Origin of the sequence: Thermomonospora catenispora (assembly GCF_006363815.1) — a bacterium.
GTDB lineage: Bacteria > Actinomycetota > Actinomycetes > Streptosporangiales > Streptosporangiaceae > Thermomonospora > Thermomonospora catenispora.
This window is the reverse complement of sequence record NZ_RRYT01000003.1, coordinates 252,845-279,516: the sequence shown is the minus strand read 5'-3', so window position 1 is coordinate 279,516 and position 26,672 is coordinate 252,845. Positions and strand designations below refer to the sequence as shown.

At 73.0% G+C, this 26,672-nt stretch carries 21 protein-coding genes; 15 read left to right on the top strand and 6 right to left on the bottom strand.

Annotated elements, in window-relative coordinates; translation table 11 throughout:
- The first annotated feature begins 2,029 nt into the window (after positions 1–2,029).
- The 3 genes from EIO00_RS25520 (at position 2,030) to EIO00_RS04640 (ending at position 6,427) form a co-directional block, all read left to right on the top strand.
- Complete coding sequence (locus tag EIO00_RS25520; protein WP_140175646.1) at positions 2,030–4,816, top strand: AAA family ATPase; 2,787 nt, start codon at positions 2,030–2,032, stop codon at positions 4,814–4,816.
- Positions 4,817–4,973: 157 nt separating this feature from the next.
- Positions 4,974–5,441, top strand: a complete 468-nt coding sequence (locus EIO00_RS25515; RefSeq protein ID WP_140175645.1) for a hypothetical protein — start codon at positions 4,974–4,976, stop codon at positions 5,439–5,441.
- Between the two features lie 404 nt (positions 5,442–5,845).
- Positions 5,846–6,427, top strand: coding sequence for a DUF7691 family protein (locus tag EIO00_RS04640; protein WP_140175644.1), 582 nt, complete (start codon positions 5,846–5,848; stop codon positions 6,425–6,427).
- A 261-nt stretch (positions 6,428–6,688) separates the two neighbouring features.
- Here the strand turns inward: EIO00_RS04640 and EIO00_RS04635 are convergent, their stop codons facing one another.
- Positions 6,689–7,312, bottom strand: a complete 624-nt coding sequence (locus EIO00_RS04635) for a class I SAM-dependent methyltransferase (protein ID WP_140175643.1) — start codon at positions 7,310–7,312, stop codon at positions 6,689–6,691.
- Between the two features lie 41 nt (positions 7,313–7,353).
- Positions 7,354–8,187, bottom strand: coding sequence for an alpha/beta fold hydrolase (locus tag EIO00_RS04630; protein WP_140175642.1), 834 nt, complete (start codon positions 8,185–8,187; stop codon positions 7,354–7,356).
- A 287-nt stretch (positions 8,188–8,474) separates the two neighbouring features.
- Here EIO00_RS04630 and EIO00_RS04625 point away from each other — a divergent pair, with 287 nt between their 5' ends.
- Positions 8,475–9,404, top strand: a complete 930-nt coding sequence (locus EIO00_RS04625; protein WP_140175641.1) for a hypothetical protein — start codon at positions 8,475–8,477, stop codon at positions 9,402–9,404.
- A gap of 183 nt (positions 9,405–9,587) precedes the next feature.
- Here EIO00_RS04625 and EIO00_RS04620 read toward each other — a convergent pair whose 3' ends face one another.
- On the bottom strand, positions 9,588–11,198 hold the full coding sequence (locus tag EIO00_RS04620) for an acyl-CoA synthetase (protein WP_241661107.1): 1,611 nt from the start codon (positions 11,196–11,198) through the stop codon (positions 9,588–9,590).
- A gap of 88 nt (positions 11,199–11,286) precedes the next feature.
- Positions 11,287–12,861, bottom strand: a complete 1,575-nt coding sequence (locus tag EIO00_RS04615) for a benzoate-CoA ligase family protein (RefSeq protein WP_140175640.1) — start codon at positions 12,859–12,861, stop codon at positions 11,287–11,289.
- A 125-nt stretch (positions 12,862–12,986) separates the two neighbouring features.
- On the opposite strand from EIO00_RS04615, the gene EIO00_RS04610 reads away from it, so the two are divergent.
- The 3 genes from EIO00_RS04610 to EIO00_RS04600 are packed head-to-tail and all read left to right on the top strand — an operon-like array spanning position 12,987 to position 15,066.
- Complete coding sequence (locus EIO00_RS04610; RefSeq protein ID WP_140175639.1) at positions 12,987–13,433, top strand: PaaI family thioesterase; 447 nt, start codon at positions 12,987–12,989, stop codon at positions 13,431–13,433.
- Between the two features lie 47 nt (positions 13,434–13,480).
- Positions 13,481–14,323 (top strand): 3-hydroxyacyl-CoA dehydrogenase family protein, encoded by an 843-nt coding sequence (locus tag EIO00_RS04605; RefSeq protein ID WP_140175638.1) that lies wholly within the window; start codon positions 13,481–13,483, stop codon positions 14,321–14,323.
- A complete protein-coding gene (locus EIO00_RS04600; protein WP_140175637.1) occupies positions 14,323–15,066 on the top strand; it encodes an enoyl-CoA hydratase/isomerase family protein in 744 nt (247 codons plus the stop codon). Before EIO00_RS04605 ends, EIO00_RS04600 begins: the two co-directional genes overlap by 1 nt.
- A gap of 13 nt (positions 15,067–15,079) precedes the next feature.
- On the opposite strand, the gene EIO00_RS04595 is transcribed toward EIO00_RS04600, so the two are convergent.
- Entirely contained in the window at positions 15,080–15,916 is an 837-nt protein-coding gene (locus tag EIO00_RS04595; RefSeq protein WP_140175636.1) for a PaaX family transcriptional regulator, read from the bottom strand.
- A gap of 137 nt (positions 15,917–16,053) precedes the next feature.
- On the bottom strand, positions 16,054–17,466 hold the full coding sequence (locus tag EIO00_RS04590; RefSeq protein ID WP_140175635.1) for an aldehyde dehydrogenase family protein: 1,413 nt from the start codon (positions 17,464–17,466) through the stop codon (positions 16,054–16,056).
- A 111-nt stretch (positions 17,467–17,577) separates the two neighbouring features.
- Here EIO00_RS04590 and boxC point away from each other — a divergent pair, with 111 nt between their 5' ends.
- The 8 genes from boxC to EIO00_RS04550 all read left to right on the top strand — a co-directional run bounded on the left by boxC (position 17,578) and on the right by EIO00_RS04550 (position 26,671).
- The gene (gene boxC / locus EIO00_RS04585) at positions 17,578–19,281 is read left to right on the top strand and encodes a 2,3-epoxybenzoyl-CoA dihydrolase (RefSeq protein ID WP_140175634.1); all 1,704 of its coding nucleotides are present in this window, start codon (positions 17,578–17,580) and stop codon (positions 19,279–19,281) included.
- Between the two features lie 2 nt (positions 19,282–19,283).
- Positions 19,284–20,702: a benzoyl-CoA 2,3-epoxidase subunit BoxB gene (boxB, locus tag EIO00_RS04580; protein WP_140175633.1), complete on the top strand. Its 1,419-nt coding sequence runs from the start codon at positions 19,284–19,286 to the stop codon at positions 20,700–20,702.
- Between the two features lie 15 nt (positions 20,703–20,717).
- Positions 20,718–22,319, top strand: coding sequence for a benzoate-CoA ligase family protein (locus EIO00_RS04575; protein WP_140175632.1), 1,602 nt, complete (start codon positions 20,718–20,720; stop codon positions 22,317–22,319).
- Positions 22,316–23,290: an NAD(P)/FAD-dependent oxidoreductase gene (locus tag EIO00_RS04570; RefSeq protein WP_140175631.1), complete on the top strand. Its 975-nt coding sequence runs from the start codon at positions 22,316–22,318 to the stop codon at positions 23,288–23,290. The genes EIO00_RS04575 and EIO00_RS04570 overlap by 4 nt, the downstream gene beginning before the upstream one ends.
- A gap of 10 nt (positions 23,291–23,300) precedes the next feature.
- The gene (gene fdxA, locus EIO00_RS04565) at positions 23,301–23,639 is read left to right on the top strand and encodes a ferredoxin (RefSeq protein WP_140175630.1); all 339 of its coding nucleotides are present in this window, start codon (positions 23,301–23,303) and stop codon (positions 23,637–23,639) included.
- Between the two features lie 10 nt (positions 23,640–23,649).
- On the top strand, positions 23,650–24,516 hold the full coding sequence (locus tag EIO00_RS04560) for an amidohydrolase family protein (protein ID WP_140175629.1): 867 nt from the start codon (positions 23,650–23,652) through the stop codon (positions 24,514–24,516).
- A gap of 75 nt (positions 24,517–24,591) precedes the next feature.
- Positions 24,592–25,119, top strand: coding sequence for a gamma carbonic anhydrase family protein (locus tag EIO00_RS04555; RefSeq protein WP_140175628.1), 528 nt, complete (start codon positions 24,592–24,594; stop codon positions 25,117–25,119).
- 352 nt (positions 25,120–25,471) lie between these two features.
- Complete coding sequence (locus tag EIO00_RS04550; RefSeq protein WP_140175627.1) at positions 25,472–26,671, top strand: ABC transporter substrate-binding protein; 1,200 nt, start codon at positions 25,472–25,474, stop codon at positions 26,669–26,671.
- The last annotated feature ends 1 nt before the right edge of the window (position 26,672 follow it).

Below are 26,672 nucleotides of genomic sequence, written 5' to 3'. Positions count from 1 at the left end.
GCCTCGAACAGGCTCGCCATGAGCACCACCGTCCTCGCGCGCAGAACCCGGCCGCAGGCGAGACTACACGTCCCGTTTTCAGGGGAATGGGGGACGAGGTCCCGCAGGCCCGCCGGTGCCCGGTTCCGGGCGGGTGATGCTCTGACCGTGGGCGGCCCGCCCCGGGGGGTGCCGCCGCGGTCGACCGGCGGGCGAGCGATGGACGCCTCGCCGCCCGCCTCCGGCGACGTCACATGTCACGTTGCGGCGGACACCCGCCTGTTCCGCTTTTTGATCTCCTCCCGGAACCACCGGGTGACCTCCTCCTGGTAGCGCATGTAGGAGGAGTGGACGTGGCGGAACCCCGGATACGGCTCCCTGGTGGGGTCCAGCGGCGCCGGCGGGCGGCGGCCGGAGAGGACGACGGACATGTGCAGGCGTTCGTCGAGCTTCCCCATGACGACGTAGGCGGCGAGCAGGGCCCTGATCCACTGCGGCGTCCGCGGGTCGATCTCCAGCGCCGGGCTGCCGAGTTCTCTCANGATCTCCAGCGCCGGGCTGCCGAGTTCTCTCATCCAGGCCCATACGGTGCCGTCCGGCGCGACGATGCGCACCGCGTGGTCGCCGGGGGCCAGGTCCCGCCGTAGCGAATCCATGGTCCACCGCACCCGCTGCACGACCTCACCCACGACCTCCTGGTTCCGGTTCCGCAGGTAGAACCGGCCGCTCAGCGTGACGACCCCATCGGGGCCCGCCGGCCGGTCCATCGGGTCCAGGGCCTTGTAGTGGTCGCTGACCGCGTACCCGAGCACGTTCCCGGACGGTTCGACGATCGCGCATTGCGGAGTAGCGGGATTGTCGACCAGTTTCTCCGCACGGTCGATGTAGAAGAGGGTCGAATTCTGTGGATCCGCGACCCTGAGGGTGACCCGCGGGATGTGGTATCGCGCCGCCCTGTAGAGGCGTCCCACCGTCCCTTCCTTGAGGACCCTCTTCAGCCAGGCGAATCCCCTCGGCGGCGGTGAGGCCTCCATGACGACCACGGGGGAGACCTCGGCGACCACGGTGCCCCTGCCGGGATCGGTCAATCGATAGTGCAGGTCCTCGGGGCGTTCTTCGATCCCCAGCTGTGCGGCCTCGAACAGGCTCGCCATGAGCACCACCGTCCTTACGCGAAGAACCCGGCCGCAGGGAGACTACAGGTCCTCTTTCGCGGGGAACGACCGCCGGAGCCGCAGAAGCCTCTTTGCGCAGGTCCGGGTCGGTGGCGGGAGGTGCGGAACGGCGGCGCACGCGCCCTCGAGGCCGCGAGGGCCGTCGATGGGTCCGCGGGTCCGGCGCGGCGGCGCCCGCGTGAGCCCCTCGGGCCGGGGCGCGGGAGCCGGCGGGTCCTCGGGTCCGGTGGGCCGAGGGCCCGTCACCGGCGTCGACGGCCGCATGGCCGGGGCCGGTCGGTGAGCCCTCCGACGTTCGCCGGATCCGCGCACCGGGAACCGGTCGCACCGCGCCGGAGGGCCGGTCGCACCGGTCGTCCGACGTCTCGTCCCGGTCTCGCCCGCCGCTCCGCTCACCGAGCGTCGTCCCGGTCGGCGCCGCGGTCCGGTGCGGCTCCGGGTGCGCCGAGTGCGGCGCCGAACGCGTCGAGGGCCGAACGCGCCCGGAAAGGGAGGCGTTTCCTTTCCGCGCAAGGCGCGCCGGGTGCGCGATTCCCCATCGGGATTCGGGAATCTGCACGGATCGATCGTCCGTACCCGGCCGGCCGCCTTGGGGATGCGCGGCGGCGCCGGAATCGTCGTGCGGTGCACCGCGCCGTTCCATGGCAGCGGAAACATGTCATTGCCTGATAAGGGCTTCGTCACATATGGCTTGAACGGAGGCGCTCCCGCTGGCATCTGCCCACAGCATGTCCGTTTCATCCTAGACTTTCCGATTCCACCGTGTGACCATTCCAGCGAGATGACGGTCCGTTACGGACCGTGACGACACTCGGTGCCGGCCCGTCGTGCACGACGGGGCTTTCGAGGCGGTTCCGCGGCAGGAGGTTCCGGTCATGCGGGCTGGGGATCCGGCGCTGGTGGAACGCGACGGGGACCTGGCGGCTCTGGTCGCGGCGCTCGTCCGGCCGTCCGGCGTGGCGGTCGTGGCGGGCGAGCCGGGCGTCGGCAAGTCCCGGCTGGTGCGCGAGGCGTTGTCCGATCCGCGGCTCGCCGGACGGCTCCGGCTGGTCGGGCGGGCCGGCCCCACCCTGGCGCCCTGCCCGTTGGGGCCGGTGATCGAGGCGCTGGCCGGGGTGGACCGTCCGCCAGCGCGTCCGCTGGGACCGCTGGCCGGGGCGTTGCGGCCGGTGCTGCCGGATCTGGCCGCCGTCCTGCCGCCGCTCCCGCCTCCGTTGGGCGATCCGCGGATGCGCCGTCACCGGCTGGTGCGGGCGATGGCGGAGCTGCTGGCCGCGCTGGGGCCGACGATCCTGGTGCTGGAGGACCTGCAGTGGGCCGACGAGGACACCGTCGAGCTGCTGCGGATGATCGACGCGCGACCCCCCGCGGAGCTGGCGGTGGTGGTCACCTGCGACGCCGCCGAGACCGTCCCCGGCGCCCGACGCATCCGCCTGTCGCCGCTCTCCCCCGCGGGCGCCCGGCGGCTGGCCGCCGCATGCCTCGGGGCGGACGCCGCGGTTCCCCGGAGGCTCGCCGACCTGCTCTACCGCCGGCACGGCGGGGTGCCGGGAGCGGTGTGCGAGGATCTGCGGCTGCTGCGGGAACGCGGTCTGCTCCGCCCGGTGGACGGCCGCTGGGTCCTGGCGGACGGCGCGGATCCGGCGGCGCTGGTCCCGCCCGCGGTCGGGGCGGAGATCACGGCGCGGGCGCGGCGGCTGGGCGCGGACGGGATCGTCGTGCTGGAGGCCGCCTCCGTGCTGGCCGAATCCGCCGAACCCGAGCTGGTCGCCGGGGTCGCGGGAGTGGACTCCGCCCGGGTCGACGCCGCCCTGGCGGCGGCGGTGCGCTGCGGGCTGGTGCGGGAGCACTCCGTCGGCGGGGTCGTCGTCTTCCGCCATGAGCTGGCTCGGCTGGCGGTCTATCACGCCATTCCCGGTCCCCGGCGGCGTCGGCTGCACGCCCGCGCCGCCCGCGAGCTGACCCGCACCGGTCGGGCGGCCCTGCTGGTGCGGGCGGTGGAGCACCATCGACGGGCGGGCGACGGGCGAGGGTGGGCGGCGAGCGCGGAGGTCGCCGCCGGGATCGCCGCGCAGGCGGGGGACTTCGACGCCGCGCACGCCCGTCTGCTCGCCGTGCTGCGGGCGGGCGCGGTCACGGGGCATCGGCGGGTGGAGCTGGCGATCAAGCTGGGGTGGGCGGCGCTGCACGGCGGCCGCGTCGACTCCGAGACCCTCGCCGTGCTGGCCGAGACCTGCGAGGACGCCACGCCGGCCCAACGCGCCGAGGCGTCCCTGCTCCGCGCCTGGGCGCTGGTGGAGTCCGCCGAGCCGGAGCGCCGGACGGCCGAGGCCGTGGCCGGGTTGCGGGCGGCGTTGCCGGAGCTGGCCCGGCGTCCCGGGCTGCACGCCATCGCGCTGGCCGTGCTCGCCAGGCCGGACCGGCTGCCGGATCTGGACCTGGCGGCGCAACGGGCGTCGCTGGAGCAGGCCCGTGCGGTGCTCGCCGGGTCCGCCGACCCGCTGGCGCGGGCGATCGTCTCGGCCGGGGCCGCCCGCCTGTCGCTGGCCGAGGGGGATCCGGCGGGCTGGTCGGCCGCCGCCGCACTGACCGTCACCGGGGAGCGGCCCGAGGTCGACCGGCACATCGTCCGCGCCCTGCGCGCCCTGGCCGACGACGCCTTCCACCTGGGCCACTACGGGCGCGCCGTGGAGCTGGCGGACCGCGCCGGGGATCCCGGGCTGCGCGTCCGCCGGGCGCTGGGCGAGGCCCGCCCGGACGGCGCCGCCGGGGACGGCGACGAGCGGTTGGGCGGGCGGCTGCTGGCGGCGCAGACGGCCGCGGAGCGGGGCCGGCTGGGGCGGGCGCGGCGGATGCTGCGCGCGGTGGCCGAGGAGGCGTGCGAGGTGGGGGAACTGGCCGTCGCCGCGCAGGCGGCGGCGGAGTTCACCCGGATCGCGCCGCCGGGGACGGACCTGGAGGTCGGGCGGGCGCTCGCCGGGCGGGCGGCGGAGGCGCTGGACCGCAAAGGGGCGTGGGTGTGGGCGGCTCCGCTGCTGGTGTTCGCCCCGATGGAGCTGGTGGAGGCGGTGCTGCCGCGGTATCGCGCCGGCGTGGCCGGCCGGGACGCGCCGCTCGCGCTGGCGGCGCTGGACGTCGCCGAGGCCCGCCGCCGGGAGCGCTCGGGCGACCTCGAGGGGGCGGCGGCCGCTTACCGCCGGGCCCGCCGCCGGTATGCGGAGCTGCCGGATCCCCGGTTGGCGGCGCATGCGCGCGTCGCCGAGGCCCGATGCCGGATGGCGGCGGGGCGGGCGCCGGACGCCGAGTCGTTGCGGCAGGCGTGGCGCACGTTCACCGGTCTGGGCGCCGTCTGGGACGCCGACCGGACCAAGCAGCTCATGCGGGCGGCGGGTCTGCCGGTCCCCCATCGGCGCGGCCGGCCCGGCTACGGCGATCGGCTCTCGCCCCGGGAGCGGGAGGTCGCCGCGCTGGCCGCCGCCGGCCGCACCAACACCGACATCGCCGCCGAGTTGTGCCTGTCGGACCGGACGGTGAAGTTCCACCTGGCCAACGCCATGCGCAAGCTCGGGGTGCGCAGCAGGCGGCAGCTGGGCGAGGCGCTGGAGCCGGGCGGGACGCATGTCTGCCGGTGCATCCGATGCGGACGGCGGATGGGCGAATGAAGGCGAATAAAACTGTCCTCCATGGACGGGTCGGCCGCCGCGGATCCCGCCGATTATGAGGGAGATTCACGTTCGCCGGGTGCCGCGAACACGAACCACCCCCGCGGCCCGCGCCGAACGGCGGCTCCGGGACCGCGCACACCCGAGGAGGAAGCCCATGAGATCCGCCATCCTGCTCGCCGGAATCTCCCTCACCGCCCTGGCCGTCACGGCCGCCCCGGCCCACGCCGCCACCGGGCTGGTCGACGGCGCCGTCACCGCCGCCGGCGTCACCTGCTCCTGGACGAACGCCACCACCAGCGACGTGCCGCCGAACACGCTGGTCGTCGACCACACCACGGTCCACCCCTCCTGCAGCAGCGGCGGCATCAGCGTCACCCTCTCCGCCAGCCCCACCGTCTCCTTCGACGATGCGGCCGGGACCGCCTTCTCCCCGCAGATCGACGTCAGCGTCAGCGCCCCGATCGTCGGGACCTGCTCGTACCGGGTGACGAACGCGACGGTGAACCGGCAGGGCACGGGACGCACCTACACCGGCGGCGGGCTGACCGCCACCGAGACCTCCAACCGGCTCCTGTGCCCCGACACCCAGACCATCGACTCGGTCACCTTCACCTTCCACTGATCCCTGCGCCGTCCCACCCCCGCCCGTGCCCCTGGACCGCCGCGTTCCAGGGGCACGGCCCCGTGCGGGGAACGCCCTCATGCGCGCGTCCGGCGACGTCGTCGCGCCGCGGGCACGGCCCCGCGCGGGGCGCCTCGCCGCGTGGGCGCGGGGCCCGGGTCGGCCGGCGACCGGCCGTCCCCGCGCAAAGCCGTGCCGCCGGCCGTGTCGGCCCTGAGGGGCCTGCCGGGACCGCCGAGCGGACGCCTCCGCCGGGGTCCGCCGAATCCACGGAATCCATTGCGTGCCTCCCAGCGCCGCACGGCCGCCGGGACGCGGAGCGGACGACGCCTCGGACGGATGAACCCGATCACACCTGCGCTCATCGAAGATCCGTAAAGATCCCGAGTCTGGAAACGGATCCCATGAGCTACGCGATCATGTCGTACGCCGTCCGCATGGAGTCCCTGGAGAAGGTGGTCGGCTCCGGTGAGGAGCGGCTCTTCACCACGCTGGTGAGCCGGGCCGAGGACGAGCTGGCGCGCCTCGACGAGATGATGGGGGACACCCTGTCGGCCAGGGACGCTCTGCGCCACATGATCATGGGTGAGGAGTACGACAAAGAGGCCGGCGCGGTCTACGGGTACTGCCTGAAGCTGTTGTGCGAGTTCCTCAACGACAGCACGTGGCTGCCCAACGACTATTGGAGCGGCATGCGGTTCGGCTGGTTCGACGTGGTGCACGGCGAGCTGAAGCGGGCGGGCGTGCACTTCGACCCCACCGACCTGATCTACGGCCCCATACCGTTCGGGCTGCCGTCCCCCGACGACTTCCCCAACATCGGTCACACGACGCTCGCCGAGATACCGCCCCTGCTGGAGAAGTTCGACGCCATGGACCCGGAGGCCGTCACCGATCCCGACGCCCGGGGGGCCATCGAGCAGATCCACGACTGGCTGCGCACCTGCGACGAGATGAAGCGCGACCTGATCTGCTTCTACCACTGAGCGGCGGCCCCGCCCGCCGGCGCTCCGGATGCGGGCCCGGCGGGCGGCCCATGCGCATGGGCCGCCCGCCGTGCAACGGCGCCCTCCGCGGTGCACCGTGCGGCGGTCGGGCCGAGTCTGAAGGACAGGGACACCAAGAATTCGGACCACAGGTCCGGGCGGGGTCGACGGCGCCCCGCACCGGTCGGCGCCGGCGGCCGCCCCACCGGCCGGGCGCGGATGCGGGCTCGGCCGCGGGGGACAGGCGTCTTCCGGCCGGGGTCAGCGGACGGCCGTGAAGGCGTCGAGGGTGCTCAGCCGATGGTGGACGACCTGGGTGAAGACGTCGGCCAGGGCGTCGTTCAGCCGGGCGAGCCGGTCCTCGGGCAGGCGGAGGCTGCGGGCCAGCCGGGAGGCGCCCTTCCCGCCGTGCCAGGCGACCAGGAGGGTGCCGCCGGGTTTGAGGACCCGGTGCAGCTCGCGCAGGCCGGCGTCCAGATCGGGCCAGACGGCGACGCTGTTGACCGAGACGACGACGTCGACGCTCCGTTCGGCGAGGCCGGTGTCCGCCGCGGTGCCGATCCGCAGGTCGACCCGCCCGGCGGCGACGGCGGCGCGGTTGCTCCGGGAGGCGGCGGCGCGCATCTCCGCGGAGGGGTCCACGCCCAGGATGTGGTCTGCCGGGGTGCGCTCGGACAGCAGCCGGATCAGGGCCCCGGGGCCGTAGCCGACCTCCAGGACCCTCTGGCCCGGCTCGATGTCGAGCAGCGCGAGGACCTCCCGCTGGTCCCGCCGGTTGGTCCACCGCATGATCGCCCCGGAGAGCCGACCCAGCAGCCCTTCCGGGCGGGCGAACGGCGACGATGCGGGCTGGTCGAAAGCCCACGAACGTTCTGCTGCGTCCATGTCCCCCAGGGTGCACCGACGATCATGCGGTCGGGGACGAGTCAGGACTTGTGGGTGTTCAGGAACTCGAGCAGGTCCTCGCACAGCTGCTGCTTGTGGGTGTCGGTCAGACCGTGCGGGGCGCCGGGATAGGTCTTCAGCTCGGCGTCCGGGATGAGCCTGGCCGCGGCCTGCCCGCCGACCTCGTACGGGACGATCTGATCGTCGCTGCCGTGGACGATCAGGGTGGGCAGGGTGAAGCCGCGCAGATCGTCGCGGAAGTCGGTGGCCGAGAACGCGGCGATCGAGTCGTAGGCGTTCTTGTGGCCGGCCTGCATGCCCTGCAGCCAGAAGAAGTCCCGCGCGCCTTGGGACACCGCGGCGCCGGGCCGGTTGTTGCCGAAGAACGGCCCGTCGGCCAGGTCCCGGTACAGCTGGGAGCGGTCGGCGATGGACTGCTCGCGCAGCCCGTCGAACACCTCGATCGGGACCCCGCCCGGGTTGTCGTCGGTCTGGAGCATGAACGGCGTGACGGCGCTGACGAGGACGAGCTGGACCACCCGGTCGGTGCCGTGACGGGCGAGGTAGCGGACGACCTCGCCGCCGCCCGTGGAGAACCCGATCAAGGTGGCCTCCGACAGGTCGAGGGCGTCGATGACGGCGGCCAGGTCGTCGGCGTAGTGGTCCATGTCGTTGCCGTCCCAGACCTGGGCGGAACGGCCGTGGCCGCGGCGGTCGTGCGCGATGCACCGGTAGCCGTGCTCGGCCAGGAAGAGCATCTGCGCCTCCCAGCTGTCGGAGTTGAGCGGCCATCCATGGCTGAAGACGACGGGGCGTCCCGTCCCCCAGTCCTTGTAGAAGATCTCGACGCCGTCGGGTGTGGTGACATAAGGCATGGGCGAGTCCTCTCCCTTCGTTGCGACTCTCGCCCCTTGCCCCGTTCGGCCGGGGTGAATCCTCCGCCGGCCCGATCGCGGGGCGTCGGCCCGGGCCCGGCCGGCATCGACGCGGGAGCGGAGGAGCGGCCCGGCCCGATCACCGTCCCCGCCGCCCGCGACCGACGAGGACGCCCTGCGGACCGCGGATGAATTTGCTCCCGCCCGAGACGGCGCGGTATTCGTTCCCGACTGTGATCGTTCGCGTCATCCGTGCACTCATCGACTCCTATGACCGGGGTGCGGGCATGTCCGTGGGCACCGCTTGGGACGACCCGGACCTCGCCGCCGTGCTGCGCGCCCCCGCCCGGAAGCGGCTGCGGCAGGGGCTGGCGCTGCTGGCCGAGTCGAGGGGGTTCCCCGAGCTGCGGGCGTTGCGGGTCCGGGTGCTCGCCCGAGGGCTCACCGGGCGGCTCAAGGAGCTCGCCGCCGCCCCCTCCGACGACCCGGACGCGATGCTGCTGCTGGGGACGACCCGGATCCACTACGCCTGGAACATCCGCGGCGGCGCCTACGCCGAGCACGTCAAGCGGGAGCGTTTCCAGCGGTTCTGGGCCGAGCTCCAGCACGCCCAGGCCCCGCTGCTGCGGGCCGCCGACCTGCTGCCGCCCGACCCGGTGCCCTGGGATCAGCTTCAGCGGTACGCCATGGGCATGCAGCTGGAGCGGGAGGAGCTCGACCGGGTGTGGCACGAGGTCCTGTGGCGGGCGCCGTCGCTGTACTCGGCGCACTGCACCCGGGTCCAGGCGATCTCCGCCAAGTGGTACGGCTCGGACGAGGAGGCCGCCGCGTTCGCCGAGGAGGTGGTCGACCGCGCCGCGCCCGGCGACCCGGTGGTGGCCGCGGCCGCCGCGGTCCACTTCGAGATCGCCGGACGCCGGATCGAGGACATGAGCCGGTGCGAGGCCGTGCTGCGCTCCCACTTCCGCGATCCGGCGGTGACCGATCTCATGGTCCGCGCCGCCGACCGGTGGCTGCGCTCCCCCATGCCCCACCCCCGGACGCCGGAGGCCCACCACATGTTCGGCGCGGCCTTCCATTTCGCCGGTGAGGAGGACCGCGCCCGGCACCATCTGCGGCAGACGGACAGGCGCATGCCCGAGCTCCTCCCCTGGAGCGTCGCCTCCCTGACCCCGGCCCGCTACTACGCCAAGACCCGCGCCGCCCTGGGCGTGTGAGCACGAGCGCGCCCCCGCCGCGGCGGGCGGGCTCGGCCGGGCGGAGGTGTGCGGCCTGGTGGCGGCGCTGGCCGGGGCGGCCCTGCTCCGCCGCCTGTCGCACGTCCGCCGGACGAGGAGGGCGCGCCGCGGGGACTCCCCAGGCCGCGGGGAGTTCTCAGGCGGCCCGAAGTCCTCAGGCCGTCAGGAGCCCCCGGGCCGCTCGGACTCCTCGGCCAGGCCGGCGTAGCGGGTGCGCAGCTCGCGCTTGAGGATCTTGCCGCTGGGGTTCTTGGGCAGCGAGTCGGCGATGACGACGTACTTGGGGCGCTTGAAGCCCGCCAGGCGCTCGCGGGCGTGGGCGTGGACGTCGTCGGCGGTCAACGCGGCGCCCGGCTTGGGGACGACCACGGCGGTCACCGCCTCGATCCAGTGCGGATGGCTGATGCCGAAGACGGCGACCTCGGCGACCCCCTCCAGCTCGTAGATGACCTCTTCGACCTCGCGGCTGGCGACGTTCTCGCCGCCGGTCTTGATCATGTCCTTCTTGCGGTCCACGACGGTGAGGTAGCCGTCGGCGTCCAGCACGCCCAGGTCGCCGGAGTGGAACCAGCCGCCGCGGAACGCCTCCGCGGTCTTGTCCTCGTCGTTGTAGTAGCCCAGGGCGGCGTGCGGGCTGCGGTGCACGATCTCGCCGATCTGGCCGACCGGCACGGGGTTGCCGTCGTCGTCGACGAGCATGGTCTCCACGTTGATCGCCGCGCGGCCGGCGCTGCCGGGCTTGGTCAGCTGCTCCTCCGGCCGCAGGATCGTGGCCAGCGGGGACATCTCGGTCTGGCCGTAGAAGTTCCACAGCCGCACGTTCGGCAGCCGCCGCTGCAGCTCGCGCAGCACCTCGACCGGCATCGGGGAGGCGCCGTAGTAACCCTTGCGCAGGCTGGACAGGTCGGTGGAGTCGAACGCCGGGTGCCGCAGCAGCGAGATCCACACCGTCGGCGGGCAGAACAGCTTGGTGACCTTCTCCCGCTCGATGGTGGCCAGCAGCGCCGCCGGGTCGGGGGCGGGCAGGATGATGCTGGTGGCGCCCAGGTAGACGTCCACGGAGAAGAAGCAGTCCAGCTGGGCGCAGTGGTACATCGGCAGGGCGTGCACCTCGACGTCGTCGCCGCTCATGCCGCCGTCGATGATGCAGGACACGTACTGGGAGATCAGCGAGCGGCTGGAGAGCATCACGCCCTTGGGGCGGGATTCGGTGCCGGAGGTGTACATCAGCCGCAGCGGGTCGTCGTCGGCGACGTGCACCTGCGGGGCCTCCTCCGGGCCCTCCCGCCACCAGGGGTCCACGTCCTCCCAGCCGGGGGCGGGCGCGGCGCCCGACAGCCCGATCCAGCCGCGCACTCCCCCGTCGATCCCCGCGGCGGCCAGCGCCTTCTCGGCGGTGGGCGCCAGCGCGTCCTCGGCGACGATGCCGCTCGCCCCCGAGTGCCGCAGGATGTAGGCGATCTCGTCGGCGTTCAGCATGAAGTTGATCGGCACCAGCACCACGCCGAGCCGGGCGGTGGCGAACGCCAGCACCGCGAACTGCCAGCAGTTGTGCGACAGCAGCGCCAGCCGGTCGCCCTTGGCCAGCCCGCGGTCGGCCAGCGCGTGGGCGGTCCGGTTCACCGCCCGGTCGAACTCGGCGTAGGTGATGCGCAGATCCCCGAAGACCACGGCGAGCTTGTCGGGTTCGCGGCGGGCGGTGCGGTGCAGCAGGTCCCCCAGCGAGTGCTGGCGGGCGCGGGCGACCAGCGACGAGACCTCGGGCGAGTACACGATCGGCGTCCCTCCGAACACGGTTCTTGGAACGATCAAATACCCCCGCGCACCTTGACCGCAATACCCCTTTTTCAGCACCCCTTTTTCAGCGGGCCGCCAGGAGGGCGGCGGCCTGGCGGCGGACGATGTGGCGCTGCAGCTTGCCGGTGGCGGTGGTGGGGAGCTCCTCGACGATCAGCACCTCGCGGGGGCGTTTGAACGAGGCCAGCCCCGCCCGGCAGAACTCGATCAGCTCCGCCGGGTCCGCCGCGGTCCCCTCCCGGGGAACGACGCAGGCCACCGGCTTGTCCAGCCCGTCGCCGTCCGGAACGCCGACGACGGCGGCCATCGCGACCGAGGGGTGCTCCAGCAGGCGGGCCTCGACCTCGGCGGGCGAGACCCAGATGCCGCCGGCCTTGAGCATGTCGCCGGTGCGGCCCAGGCAGGTGTAGTAGCCGTCCTCGGACCGCACGTAGGTGTCGCCGGTCCGCAGCCATTCGCCCTGGAAGACCTGCCGGGTGACCGCGGTCTGCGCCCAGTAGCCGGTGGCGATGGATTCGCCGCCGACCAGCAGCGTGCCGGGGGTTCCGGGGGCGACGTCCCGTCCGTGCTCGTCCACCAGGCGCACCCGGTAGCCGGGGACGGGGGTGCCGGTGGTGCCCGGCCGCACCTCTCCCGGCCGGTTGGACAGGAAGATGTGCAGGGCCTCGGTGGAGCCGATCCCGTCCAGCAGCTCCACCCCGTACCGCTCGGTGAAGCGGTGGTACAGCTCCGCGGGGAGCGGTTCGCCGGCCGAGACCGCCAGCCGTACCGAGGCGAAGGCCTCCCGCGGCACCTCGGCGTTCAGCAGCGCCGCGTAGAACGTGGGGACGGCGAAGAACAGCGTCGGCCGGTGCTCCACCAGCCGTTCGGCCACCCCCTGGGGGGTGGGGCGGGCCGGGTCCAGGATCGTCGTCGCCCCGGCGGCCAGGGGGAAGAACAGCGAGTTCCCGATGCCGTAGGCGAAGAACAGCTTGGCGATCGAGTAGCAGCGGTCCTCGGCGGTGATCCGCAGGACGTGCCGGGCGTAGCCCTCCACCACATGGCGGATGGCGGCGTGCCGGTGCATCGCCGCCTTGGGCGTCCCGGTGGTGCCGGAGGTGTACAGCCACAGGGCGCAGGAGTCCTCGCAGGTGAGGTAGGGGTCGACCAGTTCCCCGCCGCGGCGGCGACCGTCCTCGACCAGCTCGGCGAACGGCCGCAGGCGCACCCCGGGCGGGACGGGGAAGCCGGGGCCGCCGTCGACGGCCACCCAGCTCACCGTCGGGGTCTGCGCCACGGCCGCCTCGGCGGCCGCCGTGAACGGCTCGCCGACCAGCAGGATGCGGGCACGGGAGTCGGCCAGCAGGGCGGCCAGCTCGGGGCCGGTGAGCATGGTGGACACCGGGACGGGGACGGCTCCCAGCCGCATCGCGGCCAAGACGGCGGCGGCCATCGACGGCCCGTCCGGCATGAAGAGCATCACGCGTTCCTCGGGCCGCAGTCCCCAGGCCTGCAGACCGGCGGCCAGGTGTCCGACCAGCTCGTCCAGCTCGGCGTAGGTGAGCTCGCCGGCGGGTCCGGTGATGGCGGTGCGGGCGGCGCCCTCGGGGCGGCGGGCCGAGCGCAGCAGCAGATCGCAGGCGTTGAACGGCGTCATCATGCGGACTTCCCTTCGCCGGGTGGCGACATGTTCCACAGAAAATCCGCGGACGTCAATAGTTTTGTGGAATGCCGTAGATGGGATACTTGCCGGGATACGCCGAAGTACGGGGACGGAGGTCGCAGATGAGCGATCCGCTGGCGCGCGGGAAGGCGGACGGCGGCGGGTTCGGGCCGTGGCCGGGGTTCGACACCGTGCTGGGCCTGAACTACACCGAGCTGACGCCCGACCGGGTCACGGCGACCTGCACGATCACCCCCGAGCTGCGGCAACCGTACGGGATCGTGCACGGCGGGGTCTACTGCGCGCTGGTGGAGAGCACCGCGAGCACGGGGGCGGCGCTGTGGTTCGGCGACCGGGGGAACGTGGTGGGGGTGTCCAACCACACCAACTTCCTGCGGGCCAAGCGGGAGGGGACGCTCACCGTGACCGCCGCCCCGATCCACCGGGGTCGCACCCAGCAGTTGTGGCAGGTGGTCATCACCGACGAGGGCGCCCGGGAGATCGCCCGCGGCGAGGTGCGGCTGGTCAACCTGGCGTCGGCGGACGGACTGGGCCGCGAGCACAAGTAACGCTACATAAAATTGTAGCCGCGACACAAGAGTGTAGAGTGTCGCGTATGGACGGAGTGGTGATCGGCGCCGGGACCATGGGTCTCGGCATCGCATACGTGCTGGCGGCCGCCGGGGACGAGGTGACCGTGGTGGAGCCCGACGAGGGACAGGCCCGGGCCGCCCGGACCCGGATCGCGCAGGTCGCCCGGAACGCGGTCGAGCGCGGCAGGCTCGACTCCGCGGAGGCCGACGCGCTGGTGGAGCGGGTCGCCTTCGTCTCCTCGCTGGAGGAGGTGGAGACGACCGAGCCCGCGCTGGCGATCGAGGCCGTGCCCGAACGCCTGGAGCTGAAGCGGACCGTGCTGCGGGCGGCCGAGGCGCTCAGGCCCCGGATGCTCGCCACCAACACCAGCGGCCTGTCCATCGACGCCATCGCCGAGGGCCTGTCCGACCCGGCGTCCTTCATCGGCCTGCACTTCTTCAACCCGGTGTGGGCGATGCCGCTGGTGGAGATCGTGCGCGGCTCGGCCACCGCGGAGCCGACCCTGCAGGCGGCCCGGGACCTGGCGGCCCGCATCGGCAAGGAGGCCATCGTCGTCAAGGACTCCCCCGGCTTCGCCACCAGCCGCCTGGGCGTCGCGCTCGGGTTGGAGGCCATGCGGATGCTGGAGGAGGGCGTGGCCGAGGCCGCCGACATCGACCGCGCGATGGAGCTGGGCTACCGGCACCCGATGGGACCGCTGCGGCTGACCGACCTGGTGGGGCTGGACGTCCGCCTCGACATCGCCCGGCACCTCGCCGAGACCTACGGCCCGCGCTTCGCTCCGCCGCGCATCCTGGAGGAGAAGGTCGCCAAGGGCGAGCTGGGCAAGAAGACCGGCCGCGGCTTCTACGACTGGAGCGAGTGATGGGGTACCGCACGCTCGAGCTGCAGGAGGGCGAGGGCCGCGTCACCGTCCGGCTCGACCGTCCCGAGCGGCGCAACGCCATCGACCTGGAGATGGTGCGCGAGCTGCACGCCGTGTGCGAGGAGCTGGAGCGCGAACCGCGCGTGATGATCCTGACCGGCGGCACGGACGGGGTGTTCGCGGCGGGCGCCGACATCGGCCAGCTCCTCCGGCGGGGCGCAGCGGACGCCCTGGCGGGCATCAACCTCAAGATCTTCCAGCGCATCCGCGAGCTGCCGATGCCCACCGTCGCGGCGGTCGACGGCCATGCCCTGGGCGGCGGGGCCGAGCTCGCCTACGCCTGCGACCTGCGCATCGCCACCGATCGGGCGGTGTTCGGCCAGCCCGAGGCGGCGTTGGGGATCATCGCGGGCGCCGGCGCCACCTGGCGTCTGCCGCGGCTGGTGGGCGAGAGCCTGGCCAAGGAGATGCTGCTGGCCGGCCGCCGGCTGGACGCCGAGGAGGCCCGCCGGTTCGGCCTGGTCACCGCCGTCGTCCCGCCGGAGAGGCTGCTGGAGGAGGCGAACGCGCTGGTGGACCGGATGCTCCGCAACGGCCCGCTGGCGCTGCGGCTGTCGAAGCTGGCGGTCGACGCCCCCGAGGGCGCCCATCCCGCGCTGGAGCTGGTCGCCCAGGCGGTGCTGTTCGAGAGCGCAGACAAGCGCGAGCGCATGACCGCGTTCCTGAACAGGCGCCGCCGCTGACGCCCCGCCCGGCTCAGCCCGCGGCGAGCTCCCGCCACCGCCGCTCGGCGCCTTCCTTCCAGGCGGCGTGCTTGTCGTCGAACAGGCGCCGGGCCTGGCGGCCGATCCAGCCGGGCGGCAGCAGGGCGTCGGGGAGCATCGGGTCCAGCAGCGGGAAGCGGCGCCATTCGTGCACCAGCCACACCTGGGCCTGCAGCATCGGGTCGCCGGGCTGGGGGCGCATCCCGGAGAACCGGTCGAGGAAGGCCGCATAGCGTTCGGCGACCTCGTCGAGGTTCCAGGCGCGGGCCACCAGCTCGGCCTCGGAGCCGATGGCGGCGAAGGGGCCGACGAAGGAGAACGCCGTGGAGCCGATGCCCAGATCGGCCATGATCTGCTTGACCTCGGCCTCCCGGTCGGGGTGCGGGCTGACCCACATCCCGGCGGTGGGGTTGCCGAAGCCGGCCCAGGCCAGGCGGGTGTGCAGCTGGTGGCGCAGCCGGCGCTGGGATTCGGGGACGGAGGTCATGACGACCAGCCAGCGCCCGTCCCAGGGGCGGCCGCCGACGCCGAAGGAGTAGATGCGCTCGGCGCCCTCGGTGAGCATGCGGCGGCCGGCCGGCGTCAGCTCCCAGCGGACGCGGCGGCCCTCGCGGCGGGAGACGATCCAGCCGTCGGCGGCGGTGCGGGTGATGGCCTGGCGGGAGGACTTCTCCTCCACGCCCAGGCCGCCCAGCACGTGCAGGAAGGTGGAGGTCCACACCGGCTCGCCGAACGGGAGCACGAACTCGCCCAGGACGGTGAGCAGCAGCGAGCGGGCGCTGGCGGCGCCGTTGCCGCCGCGCCGGGTCAGCACCTTGCCGGTCCCCATCGGGCCTCCGATCACGCTGGCGAGCCGCGCGCGGCCCCGCCGCCCGCATGATCGAAGGGGTGGCGGGGCCGCGCGACGCACGATTCATTTCCAGTATGACAGCCGTGACGACATCTTTTTGTCGGATGTCAGTAGGGTCACATCTGGATGGATTTGATCTCGCAGAACTCCTCCAGGCCGGCCTCGCCCAGCTCCCGGCCCACGCCTGAGCGCTTGTAGCCGCCGAACGGGGCCAGCGGGTTCCAGGCGGCGCCGTTGACGTCGACCTGGCCGGTGCGCAGCCGGCCGGCCACGCGCAGCGCCCGGTCGACGTCGGCGGACCAGACCGCGCCGTGCAGGCCGTAGTCGCTGTCGTTGGCGATCCGCACCGCCTCCTCCTCGCCGTCGTACGGCAGCACCGACAGCACCGGTCCGAAGATCTCCTCCCGGGCGATGCGCATGTCCGGCCGGACGTCGGCGAAGATCGTGGGCCGCACGTAGTAGCCGGGCCCCGGGGGCGTCTCGGGGCCGCCGCACACCGGCCGGGCGCCCTCGGCGATGCCGATCCGGATGTACTCCACGACGGTGTCGCGCTGCCGGGCCGAGGCCAGCGGGCCCAACCGGGTGGACTCCTCCAGCGGATGCCCGAGGGTGAGGCGCTCGGCGGCGCGGACGGCGATCTCCAGCGCCTCCTCCTGCATCGGGCGGGGCACCAGCATCCGGGTCCAGGCCGAGCAGGTCTGGCCGGAGTTGAGGAAGGCGTTGTTGACGCCGGTCCGCACCGCGCGCTCCAGGTCGGCGTCGTCGAGGATGACGTTGGCCGACTTGCCGCCCAGCTCCAGGGAGACCTTCTTGACGGTGCCGGCGGCCAGCTCGGCGACCCGCCGGCCGGCCCGGGTGGAGCCGGTGAAGGACACCATGTCGACGCCGGGGTGGGCGGCGATGGCCTCGCCGACGACGGGTCCGGAGCCGGTCACCACATTGAGCACCCCGGCGGGCACCCCGGCCTCGTGGGCGGCCTCCATCAGCATGAACACGCTCAGCGGGGCGTCGTCGGCGGGCTTGAGCACCACGGTGCAGCCGGCGGCCAGCGCCGCGCCGATCTTGGCGACGACCTGGTGCAGCGGATAGTTCCACGGGGTGATGGCGCCGACCACCCCGGCGGGCTCGCGCACGACCAGCGAGGTGCCGACCCGCCGCCGCCAGGGGAAGTCGGCGGCCATCTCGGCGTAGGAGGCCAGCACCGCCAGCGGCGCCCCGACCTGGACGCGGCGGGACATCTTCAGCGGGGTGCCGACCTCCTGCGCGATGGTGACGGCCAGGTCCTCGGCGCGCGCCTCCAGCGCCCGGTGCAGCGCGGCGAGCACGGCGCCGCGTTCGGCGGGCGGGACGGCCGCCCAGCCGTCGAAGGCGGCGCGGGCGGCCCGCACCGCCGCGTCCACGTCCGCCGTGCCGCCTCGGGGGATACGTCCGATCGCCGCCGCGTCCGCCGCGCCGAGCACGTCGACGAAGGCGGGTTCCTGGGGAGCGACCCACTTCCCGTCGATGTAGAGGGCGTCGTACTGCCTCATGAGCTGCCTCCCGAGCACTCAAACATGCTACAGAGTCTTGACGTAGCGGAATGAAGATGTCAAAGATTGGCCCACGAGGCACCCCACCGAAGCAAAGGGAGGCACCGACCCATGTCCCTCACCGCGGCGGCGGAGACACCCACCGGGCAGGAAGCGGTGCCCGTGGTGTCGTTCGACGCGCACCCCGACTCCTACCGGCACCTGCGGCTGGAGATCGACGGCGAGATCGCCCGCATCGTGCTCCGGGTCGACGAGCACGGCGGGCTGACGCCCGGCTATGAGCTGAAGCTGAACTCCTACGACCTCGGCGTGGACATCGAGCTGTACGACGCGGTGCAGCGGCTGCGCTTCGAGCACCCCGAGGTGCGCGCCGTGGTGATCACCGGCGGGTTGGAGAAGGTGTTCTGCGCCGGCGCCAACATCCGGATGCTGGCCGCCGCCAGCCACCCGTGGAAGGTCAACTTCTGCAAGTTCACCAACGAGACCCGCAACGGCATCGAGGACGCCACCGCCCACTCCGGCCAGACCTACCTGGCCGCGGTCAACGGCACCGCCGCGGGCGGCGGCTATGAGCTGGCGCTGGCCTGCGAGCACATCATCCTCATCGACGACGGCTCCTCGGCGGTGTCGCTGCCGGAGGTGCCGCTGCTGGCGGTGCTGCCGGGCACCGGCGGGCTGACCCGGGTGGTGGACAAGCGCGGCGTCCGCAAGGACCTGGCCGACGTGTTCGCCACCAAGAGCGAGGGCGTGCGCGGCGCCACCGCCGTGGAGTGGAAGCTGGTGGACGAGGCCGTGCCGCGCAGCCGGTTCGCCGAGACGGTGCTGCAGCGGGCGCGGGAGTTCGCCGCCCGCTCCACCCGGCCCCGCGACGCCGAGGGCATCGCGCTCACCCCGCTGGAGCGGACGATCACCGCCGACCGCATCGCCTACCGGCACGTCACCGCCGAGCTGGACCGCGAGCTGGGGGTCGTCGCCATCACCCTGCACGGCCCCGCGGAGGACGCCCCCGCCGGCGTCGACGGCGTCCACGAGCGCGGCGCCGACTTCTGGCCGCTGGCGCTGACCCGCGAGCTGGACGACCTGATCCTGCGGCTGCGCACCAACGAGCTGGAGCTGGGCACGTGGGTGTTCAAGACCCGCGGCGACATCGGCCGGGTGCTGGCCTACGACGACCTGCTGGCCGTGCACGCCGACGACTGGCTGGTCAACGAGATCCGCCACTACCTCAAGCGGACCCTCAAGCGCCTCGACGTCACCAGCCGCAGCCTGATCGCCCTCATCGAGCCGGGCTCCTGCTTCGCCGGCCCGCTGCTGGAGGTCGCCCTGGCCTGCGACCGCTCCTACATGCTCGAGGGGACCTTCGAGGACGACCCCGACGCCGAGCCCGCCCGGATCGTGCTGACCGGGGCGAACTTCGGCCCCTACCCGATGGGCAACGGCCTGACCCGGCTGCAGTCCCGCTTCCACGGCGAGCCGGCGCAGGTGCAGCGGCTGCACGAGCTGACCGGCCGTCCCCTCCAGGCCGCCGAGGCCGCCGAGCTGGGGCTGGTGACCTACGCCTTCGACGACATCGACTGGGAGGACGAGGTGCGCATCGCCCTGGAGGAGCGCTCCTCGCTCAGCCCCGACGCGCTGACCGGGATGGAGGCCAACCACCGATTCGTCGGCCCCGAGACCGTGGAGACCAAGATCTTCGGCCGGCTGTCGGCCTGGCAGAACTGGATCTTCCAACGCCCCAACGCCGCCGGCCCGGACGGCGCGCTGCGCAGATACGGCACCGGACTCAAGGCCGCCTACGACCGGAAGCGAGTGTGACCATGACCAGCACCGTCGACTACACCGAGCGGATCCCCAACAACGTCGACCTCTCCAGCGACCGGCGGCTGCAGCGGGCGCTGGAGTCCTGGCAGCCCAAGTTCCTGCAGTGGTGGAGCGAGATGGGCCCGGCGCTGCCCACCAAGGACGTCTACCTGCGCACCGCCGTGTCCGTGGGCCGCGAGGGCTGGGCGCAGTTCGGGCACGTGGCGCTGCCGGAGTACCGGTGGGGCATCTTCCTGTCCGAACGCGACCCCGACCGGCGCATCGCCTTCGGCGAGCACAAGGGCGAGCCGGTCTGGCAGCAGGTCCCCGGCGAGTACCGGGCGGACCTGCAGCGGCTGATCGTCATCCAGGGCGACACCGAGCCCGCCTCCGTCGAGCAGCAGCGGCACCTGGGCATGACCGCGCCGAGCCTGTACGACCTGCGCAACCTGTTCCAGGTGAACGTGGAGGAGGGCCGTCACCTGTGGGCGATGGTCTACCTGCTGCACGCCTACTTCGGGCGCACCGGCCGGGAGGAGGCCGAGGCGCTGCTGCACCGCAACTCCGGCAGCGACGACTCCCCGCGCATCCTCGGCGCGTTCAACGAGGAGACGCCCGACTGGCTGTCGTTCTTCATGTTCACCTACTTCACCGACCGGGACGGCAAGTACCAGCTCGGCACGCTGAAGGAGAGCGCCTTCGACCCGCTGTCGCGGACCTGCCAGTTCATGCTCAAGGAAGAGGCCCACCACATGTTCGTGGGCACCACCGGCGTGGACCGGGTGGTGGAGCGGACCGCGCAGCTGATGGTCGAGCACGACACCGACGACGTGCGGGCCTACGGCGGGATCCCGCTGGAGATCGTCCAGAAGTACCTCAACTTCCACTACAGCGTCTCGCTCGACCTGTTCGGGTCGGAGACCTCCACCAACGTGGCCAACTACTTCACCGCCGGGCTCAAGGGCCGCTGGCAGGAGGAGCGCCGCAAGGACGACCACGTGCTGGCCGACGACGTCGCCACCGTCGCCCAGGTGGAGGACGGCCGGATCGTGGAGGTCGAGACGCCCGCGCTGATCGCCCTCAACAACGACCTGCGCGGCGAGTACGTCTCCGACTGCCAGAACGGGGTGACCCGCTGGAACCGGATCCTGGAGGACGCCGGCATCGACGTCCGGCTGCGGCTGCCGCACGTGGGCTTCCACCGCAAGGTGGGGCTGTTCGCCGGGCACCACATCACCCCCGACGGCCGGGTCGTCACCGAGCGGGAGTGGCAGGCCCGCAAGGACGAGTGGCTGCCCACCGACGACGACCGCGCCTACGTCGCCTCGCTGATGCGGCCGGTCTACGAGCCGGGCAAGATCGCCGCCTGGCTCACTCCGCCCAAGCAGGGCATCAACGGTCAGCCGTTCGACTACGAGTACGTCCACCTGGCCTGAGGCGGGAGACCCCCCATGCCCCACCCCTTCAACGCCTCCGCCTACCTGGTCGACAGGCGGCTCGAGCTCGGTCACGGCGACCGCGTCGCGGTCGCCGGGCCGGGCGGTTCCCTCACCTACGCGCAGCTCGCCGAGCGGGTCCGCCGGGCCGCCGCCGGGCTGCGCGCCGCCGGGCTCCGCCCCGAGGAGCGGATCGTGCTGTTCGCCGCCGACGGGCCGGAGCTGCTGATCACGTTCCTGGCCGGGCTGCGGATCGGGGCCGTGCCCGTGCCGGTGTCCACCATGTACAACGGCGCCGAGCTGGGCCGGCTGCTGGCCGACTCGCGGGCGCGGATGCTGCTGGTCACCCCCCAGTTCACGGCCGCCGCGCAGGAGGCGCTGGCCGGCACCGAGATCCGGGACGTGGTGCTGGCCGGCGACGCCGTCGTCGACCCGCCCGCCGGGATGCGGGCCTGGCGGTGGGAGGAGCTGCTGGCCGCGGGAGACGACGCCTCGGTGTACGGCACCTGGGAGGAGTCGCCCGCGTTCTGGCTCTACACCTCCGGCACCACCGGGACGCCCAAGGCGGCGATGCACCGGCACGGCAGCATCCGGCACGTCGCCGAGTGCTATGGAGCGCAGGTCCTCGGCATCACCGCCGAGGACCGTTGTTTCTCGGTGGCCAAGCTGTTCTTCGCCTACGGGCTGGGGAACGCGGCGCTGTTCCCGCTGTCGGCGGGGGCGACGACGATCCTGGACCCGGCCCGCCCCACCCCCCAGGGGGTGGCCGAACGGCTGGTGGAGCACCGGCCGACGCTGTTCTTCGCCGTCCCCACGTTCTACGCGGCGCTGCTGGACGCCGGCGTGCCGCGGGAGGCCTTCGCCTCGGTGCGGCTGGCGGTCTCGGCCGGCGAGCCGTTGCCGCCGGAGCTGTACCGGCGCTTCACCGAGCGGTACGGGGTGGAGCTGCTGGACGGGATCGGCTCCACCGAGGCCCTGCACATCTTCCTGTCCAACCGGCCGGGAGAGGTGCGGCCGGGGACCTCCGGACGCCCGGTGCCGGGCTATGAGGTGAAGGTGGTGGACGAGACCGGTGCGGAGGTCCCGCCCGGGCAGCCCGGCGACCTGCTGGTCCGGGGTCCGTCGCTGACCACCGGGTACTGGTGCCGCACCGAGGTCACCCGCCGCGCCTTCCAGGGCGAGTGGATGCGGACCGGCGACACCTACGTGCGGTCCGAGGACGGCTACTACGCCTGTCTGGGCCGCAGCGACGACATGATCAAGGCCGGCGGGATCTGGGTCTCGCCGACCGAGGTCGAGCAGTGCCTGGTGGAGCACCCCTCCGTGGCCGAGGTCGCGGTGGTGGCGGTGCCGGACGGTCACGGCCTGGACAAGCCGGTCGCCTGCGTGGTCCCCGCCTCCGGCGCCGCGGTCGACGCCGAGGAGCTGATCGCCCACTGCCGGGCGCGCCTGGCGGCCTTCAAACGCCCCCGGCAGGTCCTGGTGGTGGAGGAGCTGCCCAAGACCGCCACCGGCAAGCTCCGCCGCTTCGCCATCCGGGAGCTGGCCCGGGAGCTGCTCCAGGAGCGGCCCGAGGAGCCCGAGCGGGAGCCCGAGGAGAGGGTGACGCCGGTATGACCAAGGTCGACCTGCTGATCGTGGGGGCCGGCCCGGTGGGCCTGTTCGGGGCCTACTACGCGGGCTTCCGGGAGATGTCGGTGGCGGTGATGGACTCGCTGCCCGAGCCGGGCGGCCAGGTCACCGCGATGTACCCGGAGAAGCCGATCTACGACGTCGCCGGGTTCCCGGCGGTCAAGGGCCGGGACCTGGTGACCGGGCTGGTGGAGCAGGCGGGCCGGTTCGACCCGACCTATCTGCTCGGGCACTGCGCCCAGACCCTCGAGCAGGACGGGGACCGGTTCCACGTGACCAGCCGGGAGGGGGCCTCGGTGGAGTGCCGGGCCGTGCTGGTGACCGGCGGGATCGGGACGTTCACCCCCCGCCCGCTGCCCGCCGGCGGCGAGTACGAGGGCCGGGGCCTGGCGTACTTCGTGCCGCGTCCACAGGAGTACGCCGACGCCGACGTGGTGATCGTCGGGGGCGGGGACAGCGCGTTCGACTGGGCGCTGACCCTGCATCCCATCGCCCGTTCGGTGACGCTGGTGCACCGGCGGGAGACGTTCCGCGCCCACGCCCGCACCGTGCGGCAGGTGCGGGAGGCGGGCGTGGAGATCCTCACCAGCTCCCAGGTCGCCGCGCTGCGCGGCGACCCGGAGGTGGAGTCGGTCGAGGTCGTGCACACCCCCACCGGGGAGCGGCGGGAGCTGAAGGCGCAGCGGGTGGTCGCCGCGCTGGGCTTCACCGCCAATCTGGGGCCGCTGAACGACTGGGGCCTGAACGTCCGCGACCGCCGGCACATCCCGGTGGACACCACCATGAGCACCGCCCGTCGCGGGGTCTTCGCGGCCGGCGACATCACCGACTACCCCGGCAAGGTCCGGCTGATCGCCGTGGGGTTCGGGGAGGCCGCCACCGCCGTCAACAACGCGGCGGTGTTCCTCGATCCGCAGGCCGCGCTGTTCCCCGGCCATTCCACCGACGCGCTGTAGGAGGAGCCGCATGCCCTACGTCATCGCCGAGCCCTGCATCGACGAGATGGACATGTCCTGTGTGGACGAGTGCCCCGTCGACTGCATCTACCAGGGCGAGCGCAAGCTCTACATCAATCCGAAGGAGTGCATCGACTGCGGCGCCTGCGAGCCGGCCTGCCCGGTGGAGGCCATCGCGCAGGACCGCCGGGTCCGCCCCGAGTACCGGGAGTACATCGCCGACAACGCCCGTTTCTTCACCGAGCCGTTGCCGGGCAGGTCCGAGAGCCTGGGCAATCCGGGGGGCGCGTCCCTCGTCGGGAAGATCGGGGTGGACACCGAGCTGGTCGCCGCCCACCCCGCCGGCTGAGAGGAGAGACATGCTGGACGGGCACCTGCTGATCGACGCGCACGTGCACGCGGCCCGGCTGCCCACGCTGCGTCCGGCGTGGCGGGCGTGGGCGGAGGAGTTCGGGCGCTCCCATCCGTGGCCGGATCTGTACGACGCGGACGGTGCGCTGGTGCCCGAACGGGTCGACGCCTACTTCGCCGCCGAGGGCGTGGACGCGGCCCTGCTGTTGTGCGAGTACAGCCCCAAGGCCACCGGGATGCAGCCGATCGAGGACGTGCTGCCGCTGGTCGAGCACAACCCGCGGCGGTTCCGCCCGGTCGCGAGCGTCAACCCGCACCTGCACCACCCGATCGACGCGGAGCTGAGCCGGCAGATCGAGCTGGGCGCGGTGGCGTTGAAGCTGCACCCGGTGCACGGGGGGTTCAGTCCGTCGGACCCGGCGCTGTATCCGGCGTACTTCGTGTGCCGGGAGGCGGGCATCCCGGTGATCGTGCACTGCGGGACCAGCACGTTCCCGGGGTCCTCCAACAAGTACGCCGACCCCGCCCTGCTGGACGACGTGCTGCGGGACTTCCCGGGGCTGACCATCGTGCTGGCGCACGGCGGCCGGGGCTGGTGGTACGACGCGGCGGCGTTCCTGGCGCTGTCCCGCGAGAACGTGTGGATCGAGCTGTCGGGTCTGCCGCCGCGTCGGCTGCCGGACTACTACGCCCGATACGACCTGGCCCGCCTGGCCCGCAAGTTCATCTTCGGCACCGACTGGCCGGGGGTGCCGGGCGTCGCCCGCAACGCCCGCGCCATCGCCGATCTGGGGCTGGACGAGGAGACCGTCGCGCTCGTGCACGGCGGCAACGCCCTTCGGGTATATCCCGCGCTGCGCGACCTGGAACGCTAGGCCGGCGCGGTGCGCCCCGCCCTCTCCCGGCCGGCCGGGGGAGGCGTCCCCGCCGTCTCGTCGAAGGAGAATCGCATGGCCGTCTACGCGCTCGGCGACCGGGTGCCCGTCATCCACGAGACCGCCTACGTGCACCCCGACGCGGTGGTGATCGGCGCGGTGACGCTGGGACCGGAGTCGTCGGTCTGGCCCGGCGCCGTGCTGCGCGGCGACTACGGCCGCATCGAGGTCGGCGCCCGCACGTCCGTCCAGGACGGCACGGTGCTGCACACGACCGAGGAGTGGCCCACGCTGATCGGCGCCGACTGCGTGGTCGGCCACAACGTCCATGCCGAGGGCTGCACGGTCGAGGACCGCTGTCTGATCGGCTCGGGGTCGGTCGTCCTCAACCGGGCCCGGATCGGCACCGGCTCCATCGTCGGCGCGTGCGCGCTGGTCCCCGAGGATCTCCAGGTCCCGCCGGGGTCCATGGCGCTGGGCGTCCCCGCCCGCATCCGGCCGATGGGCGAGCGGGCCCGCCACGGGGAGTGGCTGGAGGAGGCGGTGCGGCTGTATGTGGGCAACGCCCGCGACTATCGCGAGAACCTGCGCCGTCTCGACTGACCTCGGCTCGGCCGATCTCGGCTCGACCGACCTCGCCTCGGCTGCGCCCTGCCTCGGCCGAGAGCCGCCGGGCGCCCTGGGGCCCCGCGCGTCGCACGATGCGCGGGGCCCAGAGCGCATGCGGTCGGATGCAGCCTGCATCATTTGTCAACAGATGTTTGCAACGACTCCTGTCTAGTGTCGAACATCTGAACGCTTCACACCTAGGGCAACGCTGTCACAGCATGTGATCAGCCGATCGACGCAAAAAAGATCTAAGACAAAGTATTGACGTGACGGCTATCACATGTAGATTTTGAGCCCAGTTCCACCGACCGGAAGGTCGGCGTTCCACCCCCCTCGAGGAGGAACCATGGGTGTTCTCTCCGCCGTTCTCCGCTCCCTGCGCCGCACCACGACGATCAGCGGGCTGGCCGTCGGCGCCCTCGCGCTGTCCGGCTGCGCCGGCTCCAGCCTCGACCAGTCCGGATCACAGGGTTCCGGCGACGAGGTCAAGCTCGGTCTGCTGGTGCCGCTGTCGGGCGTGTACGCCCCGCTCGGCGAGGACATGCGCGACGGCTTCCAGCTCTACCTCGACCAGCACGGCGGCAGGCTCGGCGGCAAGACCGTGCGGGTCGTCACCGTCGACGAGGGCGAGACCCCCCAGACCGGCGTCCCCGCCGCGCAGAAGCTCGTCACCCAGGACCGGGTCACCGCCGTCGTCGGGGTGGTCAACTCGGCCACCGCGCTGGGCCTGCGCGACTTCTTCCACGAGTCGAAGGTGCCGCTGCTGGTCGCCAACGCCGGCGCCGACGCCATCACCGGCGAGCGCAGCTCCCCGTACGTGTGGCGGACCAGCTTCGCCAACGGCAAGGTCGGCGCCGCGCTCGGCCCGGCGGTGGCCGAGGAGGTCGACGGCGGCGTCTACCTGATCACCGCGGACTACGCCGCCGGACGGGAGATGGTCGGCGGGTTCCGCAAGGCGTTCGAGGCGGCCGGCGGCAAGATCGCCGGGGAGAAGTACACGCCGTTCGGCAAGACCCAGGACTACCAGCCCTACCTGTCGGCGATCCGCAACTCCGGCGCCAAGGCGGTCTTCAGCTTCTACGCCGGGGCCGAGGCGGTGAACTTCGTCAAGCAGTACAAGCAGTTCGGACTGGCCGACCGGATCCCGCTGTACGGCACCGGGTTCCTCACCGAGGGCGGGGTGCTGAACGCCCAGGGCGCCTCCGCGGTCGGCGTGAAGACCTCCCTGCACTACTCCACCGAGCTGGACACCCCGATCAACAAGGCGTTCGTGGAGGCCTACCGCACGAAGCACGGCAAGGCCCCCACCGTCTACTCCGTGCAGGCCTACGACGCCGCCGCGGCGCTGGACAAGGCGATCGCCAAGGCGGACGGCACCGGCGGCGAGGACATCGCCGAGGCGCTCGGCGGCATCGGCACCATCGACAGCCCGCGCGGGCCGTGGAGCTTCGACGCCGACCACGACGCCCGGCAGAAGTACTACCTGCGCGAGGTCCGCTCCGACGGCGGCTCCTTCGTCAACGCGGTCCTCGGCGAGCTGGACTGAC